This window comes from Paracoccaceae bacterium, from assembly GCA_012103375.1.
In the GTDB taxonomy this organism is placed as follows: domain Bacteria; phylum Pseudomonadota; class Alphaproteobacteria; order Rhodobacterales; family Rhodobacteraceae; genus WLWX01.
In genome coordinates this window covers 3,938,324-3,957,020 of sequence record WLWX01000001.1, presented here as the reverse complement: position 1 = coordinate 3,957,020, position 18,697 = coordinate 3,938,324, and the positions used below count along the sequence as shown (strand labels likewise).

Genomic DNA, 18,697 nt, shown 5'->3' with positions numbered 1-18,697 from the left:
TCACCCTTGCAATGTCGGATCGGTGGAATCGCGTAACCCATCCCCGATGAAATTCACACTCAGCACGAACAACGAAATCACGGTGCCAACCGGAAGCCACATCCACCAGTTGTTTTCCAGCACCCGGATGTCCTTGGCGACGTTCAGGATGTTGCCCCATGTCGGGATCGACAATGGCACGCCAAGGCCGAGGAAGCTGAGGCCCGCCTCAGCCAGGATGAACATCGCGGTGGTCAGCGTGATGTTGACCATGATCGGCCCCATGGCATTGGGAAGGATGTGTTTGTAGCAGATTTTCAGGGTCGGGATGCCGAAGCTTTGCAGGGCCTGAACGTATTCTTCTTCGCGCAAGCTCAGCATCCGGGCGCGTGACATCCGGTACATCCCGCCCCAGCCTGTCAGAACGAATATCACGATCAGGTTCAGCAGGCTCTGCCCGACAATCGCGACCAGCAGCAGAACCAGAATGATCTGCGGGAAGGACATGAAAACCTCGGAAACACGCATGGCCACCGCATCCACCCAGCCGCCGCGATAGCCGGTGTAGGCCCCTATGCCGACACCGATGACGGCGGCGATCAATGCGCTGCCCAGCCCGACCAGGATCGACACCCGCCCGCCGTAGAGGATACGCGCAAACACATCGCGCCCGGTGCGATCCGTGCCGAACCAATGCTCTGCCGAGGGTGATTGCAGCATGGCGCGCAGGTCGATTTTCTGTGGATCGTGCGGTGTGAGCAAAGGCGCAAAAATCGAGGCCAGCAGGATGATCGTGAAGATCACCAGCCCCGCCACAGCCAACGGATTGCTGAGCAGCTTGCGCATCGCCCGCCCGCCGCTGCGGGTGGTGTTCTGGCCGGCTTCCTCGCGTGCCCGGATGCGGTCGAATTTGCGGTTCAGTGCTGCGTTTGCCATGCCCGTTCCCCCCCTCAGCTTAGCCGCACGCGCGGGTCGATCAGCGCGGTCAGAACATCGACAATCAGACTGGCCATGAGCACGGCAAAGACCGACAGAAGGGCGATTAGCATGACCAGCGGATAGTCGGCGCCGCGCACCGCCTCGATGAATTCACTGCCGATGCCAGGCCATTGGAAGACCTCTTCAATGATCACGGACCCACCGATCAAAGTCGGCAGACGAAACCCGATCAGTACAACAACAGGCGTCAGCGCCACCCGGAATCCGTGGATCAGATTGATCCGCCATTCCGGCAGACCCTTGGATCGGGCAGTGCGGATGAACTCGCGGCTGAGGCTGTCCAGCATCGCTGAGCGGGAATAGCGCATCACGCCCGCCGTCATCATCATCGACAGGACCAGTCCGGGCAGAATGATGTTGGGCAGGTGGTCGAAATAGCTGTCATAGCTGGGCAGCAACCGGCCGCCAACGGGCAGCCAGTCGAAGTGCAAAGCGAAAATCAGGATCGAGACGAGGCCAAAGAAAAATTCAGGAATCGACACGCCGATCATGCCGAACACGGTGAGGGAGCTGTCGGCGAGTGACCCACGCCGCAAAGCACTGATCGTGCCAAGGATGCAGCCGAATAATGTCGAGAATACCAGCGCGAATACCGACAATTCCAACGTTGCTGGCAGCCGGTCCAGTACGATGGTCGAAATCGCAACCCCTCCGGAAAGTGAGTGTCCAAAGTCGCCCTGCACCACGTTGCCCAGCCAAAAAAGATAACGCTCGATAAAGGTTTTGTTCAGTTCCAGCGCCTCTCGCAGTTCCTCGAACTGTTCGTCGGTCATCCGGCTGGCGGTTTCGGGGTCGATCATGTGCGACACGGCGTCGCCAGGGGTCAGTTCCAGCCCCAGATAGACCAGAAAGCTGATTACAAGCAGCATCGGTATCGTGACCAGAAGGCGGCGGATAACGAAGGTCAGCATGTCGGGGGTTCCTCGGGCAAGTGATTGCCGGATGGTGCGGCCCCGCAGGCCCGCACCGCTTTCTTAGGGAGGATTATTCCGCGATCTTCGCGAATTTGTTGATCCGCAGTGACCGGGTGTAGGGGATATCGGCGGGGATCACGTTCATGTGGTCCATCGCCTCCAGCGCCTGCACATCGCCGACCGATTTGGTGAAGCCGTAGTCCAGACGACCAGCCTCGGCGTTTTGGATGACGTTGCCGTCGTTCTCGCCACTGGGGAAGGCCACGATCTCTTGGATCTTGGCGACACCGCCGTGGTAGTTTTCGAACGGAACGAAGCGCACGAAGTCGTTCATCTGCACTTCTTCGATCCGGAACGGGCCGGACCCGACCGGGTTCTGCCAGAACGGATGCTGCTGGAATTCTGCCGGGTTCACGCCTTCAAGCAGGTGCTTGGGAAGGGGGGCGAACTGGCTGAAGGTCAACAGCATGTTCGGATCAAGCGTGCCAAAGCTGATGGTGATCTTGTCGCCATCGACACTCATGTCCGATATCGCGTCGAAGGTGCTAGAGAATACCGCGTTGATCCCCGGAACCGTTTTGGCGGTTTCGATGGACCACACGACATCATCTGCCGTCAACGCCGTGCCATCGTGCCACGTGATGCCGTCTTTCAGGTCGAAGGTCACCGACATGCCATCCTCGGCCACATCGACACTTTCGGCCAGTTGCCCCTCGGTCGGGGCCAGCGCGCCATCCGCTGTCATCAGGCGATCCAGCCCGACTTTCGAGAAGATGTAGATGCCCGGGTTCAGCCACGGATGGTCAAAGAACGTGCTTGGCGCGGTGTTGGTGTACATCACGGATTTGCCGTTCTCGTCCGGCTCTACCGTCCAGTTGGTGATGCCCCAGTCATAGACGAACTGGTCATTTCCGTACTGCCCGCCGTTGCGATCCAGGCGGTTGCTTTCATAGATGAACAGCTGCTGATAATAGAGCGCGATGTCCGACAGGGCCGAGTTTTCGAACTCGGTAAAGGCCTTGAACGCCTCCTGCTGTGCGCCCACATCAACCGTTCCGTTGATTGCGTCGATCAGCGCGTCGCGTGCTGGGTCACCGGGCGTATAGGAGTTTTTGCCCGACTGGTAGCCGTTGTAATATTCCTGCAACGCCAAAGCGGCCTTGGCGCCATAGGCGATATCCCAGGTCACTGCGCTGGTGTCTGATCCATCTTCGGGCAGCGCATTCAATTGCCCACCGACGTCGCCTTCCAGCTTGCGATAGGTCATCTGAACGCCGACATCCGCCAATTGCGCCTGCAATGCGACCATCAGGTCAGCGGTCAGTTGGTCACCGTAGTAATAGACCACGTCCAGAACCTGGCTGTCATCCCAACCCGCCTCTTCCAGAAGGGCGCGCGCCTTGTCCGGATCATATGCATAACGCTCCAGCCCGTCAGCCTTGTAGGGGCCGTTCGGGATCATCGAGTCTGCGACGATGGCTTTGCCCTCGAACAAGGTCTCGACAATCGTGTCCATGTCGATGGCATAGGCAATCGCGGCGCGGACGCGTTCGTCGGACAGCTGATTTTCGCGTTCCGCAAACGCGGTCGAGGCCATCAAGGCCATCACGGACGCGGCGGTTAGCCCGAGTATCTTGTTCATGAGGAAGACTCCCTTTTGTTGAGGTGGTTTTGTTGTGTTGCAGCACCGGATTCCATCGCCAGGCGGAAATAGGTGCCGAAGTTGCGGGTCAAATGCCCGGTGAGAATGTCAACCGCGCGGTCGGAATCCCGGTCGAGGATCGCGGCGACAATCTCGCGGTGTTCCTGGTTGCTCAGCGCATTGCGTTTTTCGAATTCCGGCAACAGCGCTCGGTTCTTCATCAGGCGCTCGACGAAAGTGTCGTGGAGGGCGACGAAGATCGGGTTGCCGGGGATTTCGGCCAGCACCCGGTGGAATTGCACGTCTGCGTCGCGAAACCCCTCGATCTCGGTCAGGTTCGCTTCGCAGGTTTCGATCGCCTCGACCAACTTGCCGATCTGCGCGTTGGTGGCGTGTTCGGTGGCATAGCGCAGCAGGCTGGTTTCCAGAAACAGGCGCGCCTGTTCCAGATGGGCCAGACCTTCGCTGCCCGAAAAGAAGAACTGTGCGGCGGTGCCGACACCCTCCATCACCTTGGAGAGTGTAGGAGAGACGACGCGCGGACGTTTGCCCTTGGCATGATCGACCAGCCCCATGCCGTGGAGGATGGTGATCGCCTCGCGCACGACGTTGCGGCCAACCGAGAAGGCATCACAAAGACCGCGTTCACTCGGCAGCATGTCAGACGGCTGATAGCGGCCCGAATGAATGTCGGCCGCCAGAGCGCGCGCAATGCTTGAGGCTGAATGTTCTGTAGCCATTGACCCCTCCCAGTTGCTCAAAGCAAACCATGATTCCCTTTTGGTGTCCACTTTTTTGTTTTTGGTTGACCAAAGCAAATATCACGCATACCAATCGAGATCGTGCAGGTGAGGTCATTGCGCCCACCGTGGGTGACATTGGAAAGGCCGGGGATGAAAGTTTCAGGATCAATTTTCGCAGCCCTTCTGACGCCTTTCAAAGACGATGGCAGCATCAGTCCCGAAGGCATTCCGCCGCTGGTCGACTATATCTTGTCGAAAGGCGTTCACGGCCTCTATGCAGGTGGATCAACGGGTGAGAGCATTCTGCAAAGCCGTGAAGAACGTGTCGAACATCTGATAGCGCTTGCCGAATACGCCTGCGGGAAATGCACGCTGATCGCCCATGTCGGGGCCGCAGCGACAGGCGATGCCGAGGCATTGGCCGCAACTGCCAAATCGCTGGGCTATGATGCGGTTTCCGCCGTTCCGCCGTATTACTACAAGCACGGGTCAGACGATATTCATGCTTATTATCAGGCAATTGCCGATGCCGCCGGGCTGCCGGTGATCATCTACAACATCCCGGCGCTGTCGGGCACTGATCTGTCCACACAAAGCCTGCTGAAGCTGATGGCCGACCCGCGCATCATCGGCGCCAAGTTCACCGCGCAGGATCTTTTCCAGTTTCAGCAACTGCGAACCCGCGCACCTGACAAGAAATTCTATTTCGGCACGGACGAGATGTTTCTTGGGGCCGCCGCGATGGGGTCAGACGGCGGGATCGGTTCGACTTACAACCTGATTGGCGACGTCTATCTTGGGATCGAAACTGCTGTGAATGCGGGTGACATTGATCAGGCGCGCAGCCTGCAAGCCAAGGCCAACGCGCTGATTGCGATCCTGTTGCAAACCGGCGTGATGCCAGGTCTGAAACACGCGATGAACCGCATGGGCATCCCGGTCGGCCCGTGTCGCGCGCCATTTCGCGCTGCGAATCCCGACGCGCTGCCCGCGCTGAATGCCTGGCTGGACGATAACGGCTACGGCGGATGAGTCAGCCTCCGAACATCCTTTATGTGATGTTCGATCAGGCCAAAGCCTCGGCCATGTCGTTCATGGGCAACTCGGAAATCTCGATGCCCCATTGCGACCGACTGGCCGAGAGGGGCTGGGTGTTCGAGGATGCCTATGCCGCCGCGCCGATCTGTACGCCGTCGCGCACGTCGGCCCACACCGGGTTGTTTCCACAGGTTCACGGCGTCACCTGCCACCAGAACCGCGCGCCGTTCAATGCGCCGCAACTGGCCGAGCTGCTTCAGCGCGCAGGCTATTACACCTGCGCCGCTGGCCATTACGAGCCCGAGCGCAACCTGTCGCGTGGCTGGCACGAACAGACGCCGATGCATGAACGCGGGCCACTGTTCAATTCCTGGCTCGATCACATTCGATCCGGGCGCAAGGACGTCGCCTGGTCCAGCGGCGCGATTGACCGCGACGCACACGAAGGGAACTCGGCCCTGTTGACAGACCGCGCGATCCGAATGGTCGATCAGGTGCAGGCCAGCGGCCGCCCATTCTTCATGCATATATGCTACGACGATCCGCACCCGCCGTATTTCGTGCCACGACCCTACGACACGATGTTCGAACCCGCGGCGCTGACACTGCCAGAAGCGGGCGATCTTGCCGACCTGCCAGCGTGGCATGCCAAAGCACGGGCCGAGGTTGGCACCGATGCCGCGACCGAGGATGATTTCCGCCGCGTTTTGGCGATCTATTACGGTATGATCCGCTACATTGACGACGAAATGGCCCGCCTGCACGCAGCTTTGAAGGCGCGCGGGATGCTTGAGAATACGTGGATCATCATCGGCTCGGACCATGGCGACTACATGGGCGAAAAGGGTTTGTTCAACAAATCGGAATCGCTTTATAAATGCCTGCTGCATGTCCCGCTGATCATTGTGCCGCCCAAGGTTGCAGAGGAACCGGAAGCGCAGCGGATCGCAGGTTTGGTCAGCACGGTTGATCTGTTCCCGACGCTTCTAAACATCGCCGGAGTTGACCCGCCAGAAAACCAGGGGCGGGACATTCTTGCTTGGGTCCGGTCAGGTCACGAAACCCCATTGCGCGACGAAATTTTCGCCCAGATCGGCGACTATCACGGTTTCATCGGCACTAGTTGGCCCAGCGGGATGCCGAAATCCGGTCGCCACGCCAGCCTGACCCACGCGATCCGGACGCGCGAACGTGCCTATATCCGTGATCCCGACAATGGGGACGAGGCCTATGATCTGTGCGATGACCCGAACGAGCTTCGCAACCTCCTCAACCAGGGTCAGCCTGCGTTGCCTGATGAATTCACCGCCATGAAAACTCGCCTTGAGGCGTTCATTTCACAGTGTGATAACTTGCGATCCGACCTTGGGATCATCGCAGGCGATCGCGGTTTTGTTGAGGGCTGGGAATAACCCGCTCATGCGAAACGTTTGCACCATCGCCGATAGTCGCCCGGAGTTTGGCCCCGTGACCGCTTGAACGCCGCCGCCAACGTTTCAGCATGCGCGTAGCCGACGCGCGATGCGATCTCGGCCAACCCAAAGCCGGTGGTAGCCAGATATTTTTCAGCCTGCGCCAGCCGCAATTTCTGCAAGTGTTTGCCAGCAGAGCCGCCGAGTTGCGCACGGTGCGCCGACCGAAATGAACTCTCCGCCAGCCCTGCAAACGCCGCAACGTCCGCCACGCCGCGCACCTCGGCCAGTTTCGCGGTCGTTTCGCGCCAGGTCCGGTCCAGCCGGGTCACGCGCGTTTCGGCGTCGGCGGCGGGCGTGGCAAAGCAATCGAGGATCGCCATCAGCAGCCGGATACGCCGTTCCATCGGCTCACCGCGCAGCGCATAGTCCAGCGACAGTTGGATCAATGCCATGGCGTGCATCCGGTCACGCACGGGCACTTGCAGGACGTTGTCGCCCATCTCTGGGCTAATGAAATGTGCGATCGACGCACTTGCCGCCCCGTTGACCGCTGTGCCGCGAAATGGCGTGCCGGGCGGGATCAGAACGCCACCGGGCGCGGTAATGTCCAGCCGTTGCCCTTCGCCGGTCAATTTCAGCGACAAATGCCCCTCGTGCAGCCAAAGCAAATCCCAAAACGCCCACTGCGCCGGACCAACCTTGAAGCGATGGTCAAATCGACCAGTCTCTTGTCGCAGGATATCGCTCACCTGGATCATGTCGGAATCCATATCACTTTTAAGCATCAGGAGGCAATTTCAATCGGATTACCTAATATTTGCTCAGTTTCGTCAATTCCCGTTCTACTGCCTTGGCGCATAGGGTGGTCGCAGTTTTGCCAAGGAACAGGGAAACGAGATGACCACTTCATTGGACCCGCAGAAAATACGCGATGATTTCGATCGCGACGGATATGTCGCGATCAAGCCGCTGTATTCATTCGACGAAATCGACACATTGAACGCCGAGATTGCGCGCTTTATCCGCGACGTCGTGCCCCGGATGCCCGACACACAGGTTTATTACGAGGACACGTCTGACAAAAGCACGCTGAAGCAGTTGCAGCGCATGTTCGAACATGACGCGTATTTCAACGACCTCATGCTGGATGGCCCCGTTCGCCGGATTGCCGAGGCGGTACTGCAGGAAGACGTGGTGCCCGCCAACATGCAGTATTTCAATAAACCGGCAGGCGTTGGGCAAGCCACCCCGCCGCATCAGGACGGATATTATTTTCACCTCACCCCATGCAACGCGGTGACCGGCTGGCTGGCGCTTGAGGATGTGGACGCGGAAAACGGTTGCATCCACTATGTGCGTGGATCGCACAAGTCCGCGGCCTTTCGGCCCCACGGTCGGACCGGAACACTCGGCTTTTCACAAGGCATTACTGATTTTGGAACCGACCAGGACAAGACCAACACAGTGGCATTTCCGGGCGGCCCAGGCACGTTTCTGATGCATGACGCCAGAACGATCCATTGGGCAGGGGCCAACAAGTCGCCGACGCGGTCACGTCGTGCGTTGGGGTTCATCTATTACGGCGAGAGTGCGCGGGTAGATGACGCAACCGCCAAAGCGTATCAGGCGCGGCTGGATGCGCAGTTGAAAGACAGCGCCAAGCTGTGATTTGCGCCAAGTCGTTCGTAGCGCGGTTTTGATCTAGGTGGGTTGGTCCGTCTCGCTATTCAGCGCGTGGTCGGCCTTTGGTCCATTGGGATGGTGGCTTCCGGCGCGGGTAGGTGTTGCTGGCTTGATGAATCGCGCATTGCCCGAAAGGGGTGCGTCATGGGTTTCTGGTTTCACGAAGCACGCCTGCCGGGGCCAATTGCTGCCCATGAACACTTGCCGGTTTGCATCCATAGTTGAAGTATATTCGTTCGGATGACGTATCACGGCACCGCACGCCTTTAGGCATCGCTTCAACAGGCAGGCCGGCACGCGTTGCGGCTGCTTTTATAACGTGCCGTAATCCGACCTCATCAAGCCAGCCACCCAGATAGGCGAAACCAGCCGACCCCATCAGCACAGGTGAACCATCTGTCAGGTGAAACGTGACATCTGCGTCGCCCTCCAGGACCTCGCGAAAGCCACAAACCATCCCGCCACCTTCCAGCGATAGCTCCAATCCTGACCGAAAGCTTTCGACCCGTTCAACGGTTACGTCGAGATCGGGAATTGCCGGAGGCAGCGGCACAGGCGTGCTCATGTCAGCTGTGCGTGCCCCGAACCGGGGCCCCACTATGACTTCGGCGTCGCACTGTACCAGCGCGGCCTTGAACGCTGGATCGGGGGTCAGAAGCCCGGGCGCGAGGATCAGTTTGTACTTTTCGAGTGCCGTCGCCGATGGCGAAATGATGTCGATTGAAAACCCAAGTTTGCGGAGCGTCCGATAGGCCTCGAACACCAACTGGAAGTAAGAAAGCGTCTCTCCGTGAGGCTGGATTTGCCATCCCCATTCAGAGGCATAATCATAGACCAGCGCGACCGGGGCATTTGCAAGTTCGATTGCGGGCGAAGCTGCGATTTCGCGTGCGACCTTGGAGACTTCGGAAAAGGCGGGTGCTTCCTTGCTGTCAGGGCGTAACAGTCCGGCGTGCATCTGTTCCTGCGCCATCGGGGCCTGCCGCCAGCGGAAGTAATTCACCGCTTCTGCGCCGTGGGCGAAGGCTTCCCATGACCAAAGCCGCACCATGCCGGCAAGCGGTTCCGGGTTCCAGGGCGCCCAGTTCACCGGGCCAGGTTGCTGTTCCATGATCCAAAGCCGACCATTTCCGACCGTTCGGAACAGGTCATGGTGGAAGGCCTGAAAATCAGGGTCGCCTTGCCGCGCGTAAGCGACTTTCCGAGCATCGTCTGCGCCCACACGATCTTCAAGGAACCCAAGGGGATAGCTGTCCCAACTGGCGATATCGAGGTCGGATCCGATGTCATAGTGATCGAAGTCCGTGATCCTGCCCATGTAGTTGTGACTGATTGGTGCCTCTGAATGCGCGCGGATGATTTCGACTTGCAGAGCGTTGAATGCGACGACCTGATCGGAGCTGAATTGCCGGAATGCCATTGAGTGCGCCGGGTTGGGTTGCCGTCGGCGTCCCCAACACGACTTTTAGGCCCGCGTCTTTCAGAACGTCTATCGCGTCGTCCAACCAGTCAAACTGCAGGTCCCCACTTACAGGTTCCAATCGTTTCCAGGCAAATTCACCGATCCGCACCCAGGTCAGGCCAAGCTCCGCCATGCGGCGCGCGTCGTCTTCCCAGACCCCGCGTGACCAGTGTTCCGGGTAATAGCACGTGCCCAACGTCCGTTTCACAGGCGCTTTCCCTCGATAACCCACATTCTTTCGGGGAAACTCCACGGAAGAATCAAACCCTGTGTCATGAGGTAGGCGCCGCTTACGCGGATTGAGCCGTACTTCAGCGCCGGTGTGCCACGCGACAAGTGATCGACATCCTCACGGTTCTTAAGCTCGATTTCATACATCACGTCTTGCGAAACTCTCGTAAGTCGAAGCGGGCGCGGGGCAATCTGTGCGCTTGTCCCGGCCTTCCCGGCAAAGACGACAAAACGCGATCCGTCCGCAGCCAGATGCTGTTCCGCGATTACACTGGGGTCGGGGCTGTCAAGCCGCAGGATGTCGGCCGTCATCAACCAGTTACGGTTGGCTTTCCACCAGCCTGTGACCTGTCGCAACACGTCGGCTTCATCATCCGTCAATTCTCGGGGGTCCATTTCAAAGCCCATGTGGCGTTGCGCAGCGACCCATGCGCGGAAACGGATATCAAGTATGCGCCCCGAGGTATGGCAGACGCGCGGTCCGACATGGCTGCCTGTTACTGCCATCGGCAGGAAGACCGAGGAATTATGCTGAATGCGCAGCCGCTCCAGCGCGTCGTTGGAATCTGACAGCCAGACCCGATGCGTCCGCGACAGAATGCCAAAATCAATCCGTCCTCCGCCCGAGGCGCAGCTTTCGATTTCGACCTTGGGGTGCGCGGCGCGCAGTCGGTCAAGAAGCGCATAGGTGCCGCGTGTCTGGTCTGCGTCGGGCATAGGCAAGACGCGGTTGTGATCCCATTTGATGTATTCGATTGCATGGGACGACAGGATACTGCTGATGCGGCTGAACAGGTGGTCGCGGACGTCCGGATTGGCCATATCGACGGCGCGCTGCTGGCGCCCTGGAATCTGGTCTTCGGCCCCAAGCGCCCAATCGGGGTGAGCGCGAAAGGTGTCTGAGTTCGGGTTGATCATTTCAGGTTCGAACCAAAGGCCGAACGTCATGCCCAACGCGTGGATATGCGCGATCAATGGGTCGAGGCCATCAGGGTATTTCCGCGCGTCGACTTCCCAATCGGCAAGGGCCGAGGTGTCATCGTCGCGCTGCCCGAACCAACCGTCATCAAGCACGAAACGCTCGGCCCCAAGATCGGCAGCGCGGTTTGCGATGTCTTTCAGCTCGTCGATGTTGTGGCGGAAATAGACCGCCTCCCAGCAGTTGTAGTGGACAGGGCGGGGGCGTGACGGGTTGGGGAAACGAACGATGCGGTCCCGCAAGTGGCGCTGAAATGAAACAGAGCATCCGTTCAGCCCGTCATCGGAATAGACCGCATAAAGTTTGCCGGTCTGGAAGTGCGTCTTGGGCTTGCCTTCAACCCGGGCGGCATGGCCGAACTGGATCTGGCGGCGGCCGTCGGGAAGTTCTTCGGCGACCATTCGATGCCCACCGGACCAACCGTAGTGAAAGGCGTATGCCTCGCCCCGCGCGTTGGTTGCGCCACGGCAGGGAATGATGAGGCCGGGAAAATGTTCATGCCCGGTACGCCCGGTTCGGTTCTCGCGATACCGAATACCTGCGGACCAAGGAGTGCGATTGAACTGAAACTCGCCGCACCAACGCCCGGCGACATCTATCATCTCGTCTGAAAGCTGAGGGCCGGGAAAGACCGGGGCTGCAAGCCAATGGAGGTGGACGGGACGTGCCGCTTTCAGTTCGGCCCAAGCCTCGATCAGATGTGTCGTTGGATCGATGGTAAAGTAGGCCTGATAGGTAAGCCGCCCCTCCTGATCGCTGTAGCCTAGTGTCAGCCGGTCCTGGCCAGCCTTGACATTTTCCAGGCAAAACTTTTTCCAGGCAAAACTTTGGCAAATAGGGGGTGCCGTCGCTGTCGCGCAGGATCAGTCCGGGTTGGCCGGGGAAGGTGCGTGTCGCCTCTGGGCAGATTGACAGCTCGGGGTTGGCATCAAGCATCCCACCCGTCACATCGAGGGTGTGGGATTCGTAAATTGTGGTCAGGTCCTCGTCGTCAGGCAGCCGTGCGCCCCAGTAGATCACCTCGGCAAGTCGGTCGCGGGTGCATCCCAGAACAAGGCTCTGACGACTGTCATCCAGCCGCCAGCATTGGATCATTTCACGGCACCTAGCGTTAGTCCTGCGATAAAGTGCTTTTGCATCAGGAAGAACATCGCAACCGGAGGAAGCGCCGCCATCAGCGATGCCGCCGAGACGAGATGCCAGTTGTTCACGAACTGGCCGTTGAGCGAGCGGACGCCCGCCGTAATCGGTTTGGCGCTTTCGCCTTGTGTCAGCACGTTGGCCCAGAAGAAGTCATTCCAGACAAAAGTGAAGATCAGAACCGCCAGGGCCGCAATGGCCGGACGCACCAGCGGCAGGACGACGAACCAAAAGATACGCCATTCCGCGACACCTTCGATCCGCGCGCTTTCAATCAAATCGAAGGGCAGAGCCTTGATGAAATTTCGCATGAACAGCGTGCAAAACCCGGTCTGGAAAGCGGCGTGGAACAGGAACTGCCCAGCGATCGTGTCATAGAGGCCGGTCTGAACGCTCATGTCCCGGACAGGCACCATCAGGATCTGAAACGGGATGAAATTGCCTGCGACGAACAGAAAGAACAGCGGTACGGCAACCCGGAACCGATAGATCGCCAGCGCATAGCCCGCAAGACAGGCCAGAGCGACCGAGATGATCACCGACGGCACCGTGATCAGAACCGAATTCAGCATGTACTGCGCCGCTGCTGATTGGGTGAAGACGGCGGTATAGTTATCGATCAGGGCAAACTCGCTTGGCCAGCCAAAGATATTGCCCGAATTGATGTCAGCCGCCCCCCGGATCGACGTGACGAAGATGGCCAGAAGCGGCAACAGCCAGATGAAAAGTGCCACCGGCAGGAAGGCCTGGTAAGTTGTGCGGGTGACCGGGCCGGATTTTTCAATTGGGCGTGGAAACATCTTATCGGGTCCCTTTCTCGTCCTGATACATCCGCCACAAGAAGTAACTGATGTAGATCAGCATGATCATGAACAGAACGGTCGCCACCGCGGAACCATAGCCATAGCGTTCGCCATATTCAGAGATTGCGACTTCGTACATGTAGTGTGCCAGCACGTTGGTCGACCCGAAGGGCCCACCCTGGGTCATGATGGCGATCATATCAAAACTTCGAAGGGCACCGATAACCGTTACAACCACAGCGATGAAGGTGGCCGGACGAAGCTGCGGCAGTACGACGTACCAAAGCATCTTCCAGCCCTTGGCGCCGTCCAGACGTGCCGCTTCGATCTGATCAGCCGCGACATTGTTGAGGCCCGTTAGATATAGGATCATGCAATAGGCGACCTGCGGCCAAAGCCCTGCAAAGATGATCCCGTATGTTGCCCATTCCGGGCTGGACAGGATATCGGGCGCTGGGCGCGTGCAGTTGAAAGTCACATTGCCAAGAATGTTGGTGGTTTCTTCGCAATAAATGGCCTTCCAGATCGATCCGACAACGCCGAAATCGGGATTGTAGAACCAGCCGAAGATCAGGCCGACAACGACCTGGCTAATGACAAAAGGGAAGAAGAACATCGACTTGTAGAACCGCATGCCGGGCACGGTCTGATTGAGGAACAAAGCAATGAACAAACCGACAGGCACCGCAAGCATGTAAAGTATCAGCCATGCGATGTTGTTCTTAAGCGACATCCAGAAATTCGGATCGTCCCATAGTTTGATATAATTGCCAAAACCAACCCAAACAGCAGTGGATTCGCCGTCTGCGGTGTACAGCCCATTCCATTCATAGAAGCTGAGGGCGAGGCTTTCGAATATCGGGATCACGACATAGATCGCGAAAAAGAACAGTGCAGGTGCCAGAAAGAACCAAGGCGCAACGGAAAGCTTATGACGAGAGAGCCAGCTGTTTTGTTGTCCAGTTGTGTCGCTCATGACGCTTTCACCCTGTTGCTTAAGGTTTTGCGCCGCCTTTGGCGTCGCGATCCTGGGGGCGCTGCCTCTCCGACCAGTCGGGAATTCTTGCGGTCACTGAGGATCTGGCCGGATAATGAACGGGGCCCACCGTTTTGGCGGGCCCCGCTTGGGTCTCGACTTACTTGTAAACCTCGGCGGCGACTTCATCCAGGCGCTCAAGGACTTCCATCTTGGTCGATGGATCCAGCATGAACTTCTGGAAGCCTTCCATACCAGCCTTGGCCATTTCTGCCGGAGCGTCACGGTCGTAGAACTGGGCAATGCCGGTGGCTGCGTTCAACAGGTCAAAGCCTTCCTGAATGAACTTGTCATCCGCGATCTCGGCCTTGGCGTTGATCGGAAGTTGTCCGATGGTCTTGTTCCATTCGGACTGCACATCCGCGCGCGCAACGAAGGCAAGCCACTTCTTGGCGTCTTCGACGTTCTTGGCGTTGGTCGGAATGAAGAAGGCATCTGCCGGTGCTTCCTCGGCCAGTGGAATGCTTGCGTCGATTGTCGGGAAGGGCATGAAGTCAATCTGGTCTTCGGTCAGGCCAGCGTTCTTGTAGCCATCGACCGAAAAGTTGCCCATCACGTACATAGCCGCATCGCCATTGGCGAAGGGTGCGATTGCGTCCTGCCAGCTCATCGAGGCGTGGTTGTCGACAAAGCCGCATTCGCTGATCAGCGTTTCCCAGTTGTCCATCGTCGCAACGATGCGCGGGTCAGTGTACTTGATCTCGCCGGCGGTCAGCGCGTTGTGCACATCATAGCCGTTGGTACGCAGGTTCAAGTAGTCGAAAACACCGGCGGCGGTCCACAGGAACTTGGTTCCAATGGTGAACGGGGTGACGCCGTTTTCCTTCATCTTCGCACAGCCAGCCAGCATGTCGTCCCAGGTTGCGAATTCTTCCAGCTCCAACAGGTCAAAGACGTCTTTGCGATAGTAAATGCCCCACTGGTAGTAGGTGTAAGGCACGCCCCAGATTTTGCCGTCACGCGACATGGTTGCCTTGATGGCAGCCAGGTCTTCGTTGAATCCGTTGTCAGCCCAGACGTCGTCAACCGGCTGAAACAGGCCAGCGTCCACAAAGGGGGCCATGCGGTTGCCCGGATACCACGATGTCACGTCGGGCGCGTCAGCCGTCAGGAAGTTCCGGATCGCGGTCTTGTGCGCTTCACGGTCATTGTTGTTGGCAATGACGTTGATGTCAGGATTTTCTGTCTTGAACAGCTCGATTGCATTTTCGAAGGCTGCTTTCGGGCCTGGGTTCAGGTCGTCAAAGTTGATGACCAAATCGCGGGCAAGTGCCGTGGATGCCATCAGAGCGGTCGCCGCGGCTGCGACAACTGTCAAGTTGAGTGTACGAAACATGTGTGTCCTCCCTAGGTTCACTTATGGCGATTTCCATTATTTGGAACTAAATACCATATATTGAAATTGGTGACGCCATCCGCTAAGAAAGTCAAGACTCTCGTGTGCCAAAGGCGGCGAGAAAAGGGAGGTAATCTGCGCGTGAACGCATCAGGCATGCCGATTGAGAAGGCTGACGGGACAGTCGGAAAGGCGCTGGAAGTACTTGATTCGGTCGCTGCTTTTGAGCGCCCCGTGAAGTTTACCGAGCTCCTTGAGAACTCGGTCTATCCCAAGGCCACGCTGTACCGGCTTCTTCAGACACTGGTGAACCAATCTGTGCTTGTGCACGACACCGACACTGGCACCTATTCGCTTGGACTCAGGCTCATCCGATTGGCGCATAACGCCTGGGAGCATGCCTCACTTGCTCCAATCGCCCGCCCTTTCATCGAACGGTTGGCGGCAACGGCCGGGGAAAGTGTGCATCTTGCTCAATTGGACAACGGTCAAGTTGTTTTTGTCGACAAGCTGAAAGCCTCGGATCGTTTCGAAACTTTGGCCCAGGTTGGCAAAGTGGCCCCGGCGTATTGCACGGGCGTAGGCAAGGCGATGCTGGCGTTTATCGCACCGAAGCGACTTGATATCGTGGTTCGACAGCAGTCATTCTTTCAATATACGTCGCGGACCCATGTTTCCGCAGACAGCCTATTGGCTGAGTTGCCACATATCCGGAACGACGGAATCGCATTTGACCGCGAAGAGCACGAAGATGGAATTATCTCGATCGCGGCGCCGATTTTTCTGGCGAACGGGCGGGTAATCGGGGCGCTTTCGGTGGCAACGTCGACGGCGCGATACGATCTTGAAACGCTTAAGACGTTTCGTGATGACTTGGTGTCCATGGCTGGCGAGATCGGTGATCATGCCACGTCCTGGCATTTTCCGGGATAATTGAGGGAGAGATAGATGTCGGGTGTTACGCTAAACAAAACCGTCAAACGGTATGGGCCAGTCCAGGTCATCCACGGGGTCGATCTTGAAATCGAGGATGGAGAGTTCTGTGTCTTTGTCGGTCCATCCGGCTGCGGGAAGTCGACACTTCTCAGGATGATTGCGGGGCTGGAGGAAACCTCGGACGGGCAGATTAACATTGGCCAGCGCGAAGTGACCCACATTGACCCTGCCGAGCGTGGCGTGGCGATGGTGTTTCAGACCTATGCACTTTACCCGCATATGACGGTTCAGGAAAACATGAGCTTCGGTCTGAAGATGACAGGCCATGCGAAAGAAGAAATCGACCGTAAAGTCAGCGCCGCATCCAAGGTGCTTAAGCTCGACGAATATCTGTCCCGCAAGCCCGCTGCACTTTCAGGTGGGCAGCGTCAGCGGGTGGCCATCGGTCGCGCGATTGTTCGCGGACCCGAGGTGTTTCTTTTCGACGAGCCGTTGTCGAACCTTGACGCGGAATTGCGCGTGGACATGCGCGTAGAGATTGCGCGCCTGCACAAGGAATTGGGCACGACGATGATCTATGTCACCCACGATCAGGTCGAGGCGATGACGCTTGCCGACAAGATCGTTGTTCTGCGTGATGGTCGGATCGAACAGGTCGGCGCGCCAATGGATCTGTATCGTGATCCCGACAACCGCTTCGTTGCCGGTTTCATCGGCTCTCCTTCGATGAATTTCCTGAAAGGCGAGGTAAGCGACGGCGGCGTGAAAGTTGCGGCGCTTGGGGGTGAGATTATTCCGGCCACTGTGGCATTGCCCGCGGATGGCAGCGGCGTAATCGTTGGAATTCGCCCGCAAGAAGCATCGCTGATCCCGGAACCTTCGTCAGTCACCGTGGATATTACCGAACAACTCGGCGGCGTCGCTTACGAGTACCTCAAGACGCCAACCGGAGAGGCTTTGGTGGTTGAAAGCAAGGGCGAAGACGCCGTGGCTTCGAGAACCGCGGTGCGGGTGGCATTTGATCCGGCACGCGTCATGTTCTTTGATGCCGAAACAGAAGCACGTTTGCGGTAATTTGGGGCGAAGTCAGCTCGGCCCTATGACCCAAGGCCATGCGCACCCATGCCGAGGGCCTTGGTGTCCTTCCCCCCTAAAACTGGGCCACTACATTGGTCTTGAGAGGGGAATATGTAATGGCACGGAAACGGCATTCGGACGAAGATGTATTGAAGCTGCTGCGTGAGATTGAGCTGAAGCTGACGGGAGGAAGTGACGTTGCATCGGCGTGTCGTAGCGTCGGCATCAGCGATGCGACATATTACAACTGGCGGAAACGGTTTGGTGGTATGGGACGGTCGCAGTTGTCGGAGATGCGCAGCCTGGAAAAGGAGAATGGGCGTCTCAAGAAGATCGTCGCTGAGCTTGAATTGGACAAGCTGATCCTCAAAGAAAGCCTGAACTACTTAAAGCCCAGGGCCTGACGACTGGGGAGCTCCGTCAGGCCGTTATTCATACGCGCCAAAAGCTCGCGACCTCGGAGCGGAGGACCTGCCGGGTCGTCGGTATGGCGCGAAGCTCTCTGCAATATCGACCCGCGCCAAAAGACGATGATGCTCTACGGCTCGCTTTGATCCGCCTGGCCAAGCAATATGGGCGCTACGGCTATCGTAAAGTTTCGGAACTCCTGCGCATCGAGGGCTGGCGGGTCAATCATAAGAAGGTTGAGCGTCTCTGGCAGGAAGAAGGACTGCAACTCCCGCAGCGGCACAGGAAGCGCAGACGGCTTTATCACAAGGACAGCTCGATCATTCGCCTCAGGCCGACGCATCCGAACCACATCTGGAGCATCGACTTCGTTCACGACAAGCTCAGCAATGGCCGGAGCTACAAGATGCTGACCGTTCTGGATGAGTACACCCGGCAGGCCCTGGCCGTGGAAGTTCGCAGCAGGATGGGCGCCGAAGATGTTCTGGAGGCGCTATATCCGCTGCTCCTCTGCCATGGCACGCCGGAGTATATCCGCTCCGACAACGGCCCAGAGTTCGTAGCCAAGGCGATGCAGGAGTGGTTGGTTCGCGTTGGTGTTCGACCAATTAGAATCTATCCGGGGTCCCCTTGGGAAAACGGATACAACGAGAGGTTCAACGGCACTCTCCGGCACGAGATCCTCAACGCTGAATGGTTCACAACAACGAAACAGGCACAGATCGTCATCAATCATTGGCTTAAGCAGTACAACCACACACGTCCGCACCAGGCTCTGAACATGCGACCACCAATGCCAGAAACTCTAATCAGAAATGGCCCAGAACTTGGGGGCTAGACACAATCATATGCCGCAGCCATCACCGCCGCGACCGC

General features: G+C 58.0%; 15 protein-coding genes and 2 pseudogenes. 7 read left to right on the top strand and 10 right to left on the bottom strand.

Going from position 1 to position 18,697, the window contains the following annotated elements:
- The 4 genes from GKR99_20205 to GKR99_20190 form a co-directional block, all read right to left on the bottom strand.
- The gene (locus GKR99_20205; GenBank protein NKB29743.1) at positions 1 to 915 is read right to left on the bottom strand and encodes an ABC transporter permease subunit; all 915 of its coding nucleotides are present in this window, start codon (positions 913 to 915) and stop codon (positions 1 to 3) included.
- 14 nt (positions 916 to 929) lie between these two features.
- Complete coding sequence (locus tag GKR99_20200) at positions 930 to 1,889, bottom strand: ABC transporter permease subunit (GenBank protein NKB29742.1); 960 nt, start codon at positions 1,887 to 1,889, stop codon at positions 930 to 932.
- 73 nt (positions 1,890 to 1,962) lie between these two features.
- Positions 1,963 to 3,534 (bottom strand): peptide ABC transporter substrate-binding protein, encoded by a 1,572-nt coding sequence (locus tag GKR99_20195; protein ID NKB29741.1) that lies wholly within the window; start codon positions 3,532 to 3,534, stop codon positions 1,963 to 1,965.
- Entirely contained in the window at positions 3,531 to 4,274 is a 744-nt protein-coding gene (locus GKR99_20190) for an FCD domain-containing protein (protein NKB29740.1), read from the bottom strand. The genes GKR99_20195 and GKR99_20190 overlap by 4 nt, the downstream gene beginning before the upstream one ends.
- Before the next feature lie 153 nt (positions 4,275 to 4,427).
- Between GKR99_20190 and GKR99_20185 the strand changes: the two genes are divergently transcribed.
- Positions 4,428 to 5,309, top strand: coding sequence for an N-acetylneuraminate lyase (locus tag GKR99_20185; protein NKB29739.1), 882 nt, complete (start codon positions 4,428 to 4,430; stop codon positions 5,307 to 5,309).
- On the top strand, positions 5,306 to 6,727 hold the full coding sequence (locus GKR99_20180; GenBank protein NKB29738.1) for a sulfatase-like hydrolase/transferase: 1,422 nt from the start codon (positions 5,306 to 5,308) through the stop codon (positions 6,725 to 6,727). Before GKR99_20185 ends, GKR99_20180 begins: the two co-directional genes overlap by 4 nt.
- A gap of 5 nt (positions 6,728 to 6,732) precedes the next feature.
- On the opposite strand, the gene GKR99_20175 is transcribed toward GKR99_20180, so the two are convergent.
- The gene (locus tag GKR99_20175; GenBank protein ID NKB29737.1) at positions 6,733 to 7,515 is read right to left on the bottom strand and encodes a helix-turn-helix domain-containing protein; all 783 of its coding nucleotides are present in this window, start codon (positions 7,513 to 7,515) and stop codon (positions 6,733 to 6,735) included.
- Between the two features lie 112 nt (positions 7,516 to 7,627).
- Here GKR99_20175 and GKR99_20170 point away from each other — a divergent pair, with 112 nt between their 5' ends.
- Complete coding sequence (locus GKR99_20170) at positions 7,628 to 8,398, top strand: phytanoyl-CoA dioxygenase family protein (protein NKB29736.1); 771 nt, start codon at positions 7,628 to 7,630, stop codon at positions 8,396 to 8,398.
- Between the two features lie 157 nt (positions 8,399 to 8,555).
- Here the strand turns inward: GKR99_20170 and GKR99_20165 are convergent.
- The 5 genes and pseudogenes from GKR99_20165 to GKR99_20145 all read right to left on the bottom strand — a co-directional run bounded on the left by GKR99_20165 (position 8,556) and on the right by GKR99_20145 (position 15,400).
- A pseudogene (locus tag GKR99_20165) lies at positions 8,556 to 10,083 on the bottom strand (hypothetical protein).
- Positions 10,080 to 12,180, bottom strand: a pseudogene (locus GKR99_20160) (alpha-galactosidase). Before GKR99_20160 ends, GKR99_20165 begins: the two co-directional pseudogenes overlap by 4 nt.
- A complete protein-coding gene (locus tag GKR99_20155) occupies positions 12,177 to 13,025 on the bottom strand; it encodes an ABC transporter permease subunit (GenBank protein ID NKB29735.1) in 849 nt (282 codons plus the stop codon). Before GKR99_20155 ends, GKR99_20160 begins: the two are co-directional and overlap by 4 nt.
- Before the next feature lies 1 nt (position 13,026).
- On the bottom strand, positions 13,027 to 14,004 hold the full coding sequence (locus GKR99_20150; protein NKB29734.1) for an ABC transporter permease subunit: 978 nt from the start codon (positions 14,002 to 14,004) through the stop codon (positions 13,027 to 13,029).
- Between the two features lie 160 nt (positions 14,005 to 14,164).
- Positions 14,165 to 15,400 carry an extracellular solute-binding protein gene (locus GKR99_20145; protein NKB29733.1) on the bottom strand — a complete coding sequence of 412 codons (1,236 nt, stop codon included), beginning with the start codon at positions 15,398 to 15,400 and terminating at the stop codon, positions 14,165 to 14,167.
- Between the two features lie 156 nt (positions 15,401 to 15,556).
- On the opposite strand from GKR99_20145, the gene GKR99_20140 reads away from it, so the two are divergent.
- From GKR99_20140 to GKR99_20125, 4 genes are all read left to right on the top strand, one after another.
- Positions 15,557 to 16,333 carry a helix-turn-helix domain-containing protein gene (locus tag GKR99_20140; GenBank protein NKB29732.1) on the top strand — a complete coding sequence of 259 codons (777 nt, stop codon included), beginning with the start codon at positions 15,557 to 15,559 and terminating at the stop codon, positions 16,331 to 16,333.
- A gap of 15 nt (positions 16,334 to 16,348) precedes the next feature.
- A complete protein-coding gene (gene ugpC, locus GKR99_20135) occupies positions 16,349 to 17,410 on the top strand; it encodes a sn-glycerol-3-phosphate ABC transporter ATP-binding protein UgpC (protein ID NKB29731.1) in 1,062 nt (353 codons plus the stop codon).
- Positions 17,411 to 17,529: 119 nt separating this feature from the next.
- Positions 17,530 to 17,817, top strand: coding sequence for a transposase (locus GKR99_20130; protein NKB29730.1), 288 nt, complete (start codon positions 17,530 to 17,532; stop codon positions 17,815 to 17,817).
- Positions 17,763 to 18,659, top strand: a complete 897-nt coding sequence (locus GKR99_20125; GenBank protein NKB29729.1) for an IS3 family transposase — start codon at positions 17,763 to 17,765, stop codon at positions 18,657 to 18,659. Before GKR99_20130 ends, GKR99_20125 begins: the two co-directional genes overlap by 55 nt.
- Positions 18,660 to 18,697: the final 38 nt, after the last annotated feature.

Coding starts and splice junctions, on each gene's coding strand:
- GKR99_20205 (NKB29743.1), bottom strand. CDS start 915: ATGGCAAACGCAGCACTGAACCGCAAATTCGACCGCATCCGGGCACGC.
- GKR99_20200 (NKB29742.1), bottom strand. CDS start 1,889: ATGCTGACCTTCGTTATCCGCCGCCTTCTGGTCACGATACCGATGCTG.
- GKR99_20195 (NKB29741.1), bottom strand. CDS start 3,534: ATGAACAAGATACTCGGGCTAACCGCCGCGTCCGTGATGGCCTTGATG.
- GKR99_20190 (NKB29740.1), bottom strand. CDS start 4,274: ATGGCTACAGAACATTCAGCCTCAAGCATTGCGCGCGCTCTGGCGGCC.
- GKR99_20185 (NKB29739.1), top strand. CDS start 4,428: ATGAAAGTTTCAGGATCAATTTTCGCAGCCCTTCTGACGCCTTTCAAA.
- GKR99_20180 (NKB29738.1), top strand. CDS start 5,306: ATGAGTCAGCCTCCGAACATCCTTTATGTGATGTTCGATCAGGCCAAA.
- GKR99_20175 (NKB29737.1), bottom strand. CDS start 7,515: ATGCTTAAAAGTGATATGGATTCCGACATGATCCAGGTGAGCGATATC.
- GKR99_20170 (NKB29736.1), top strand. CDS start 7,628: ATGACCACTTCATTGGACCCGCAGAAAATACGCGATGATTTCGATCGC.
- GKR99_20155 (NKB29735.1), bottom strand. CDS start 13,025: ATGTTTCCACGCCCAATTGAAAAATCCGGCCCGGTCACCCGCACAACT.
- GKR99_20150 (NKB29734.1), bottom strand. CDS start 14,004: ATGAGCGACACAACTGGACAACAAAACAGCTGGCTCTCTCGTCATAAG.
- GKR99_20145 (NKB29733.1), bottom strand. CDS start 15,400: ATGTTTCGTACACTCAACTTGACAGTTGTCGCAGCCGCGGCGACCGCT.
- GKR99_20140 (NKB29732.1), top strand. CDS start 15,557: ATGCCGATTGAGAAGGCTGACGGGACAGTCGGAAAGGCGCTGGAAGTA.
- ugpC (NKB29731.1), top strand. CDS start 16,349: ATGTCGGGTGTTACGCTAAACAAAACCGTCAAACGGTATGGGCCAGTC.
- GKR99_20130 (NKB29730.1), top strand. CDS start 17,530: ATGGCACGGAAACGGCATTCGGACGAAGATGTATTGAAGCTGCTGCGT.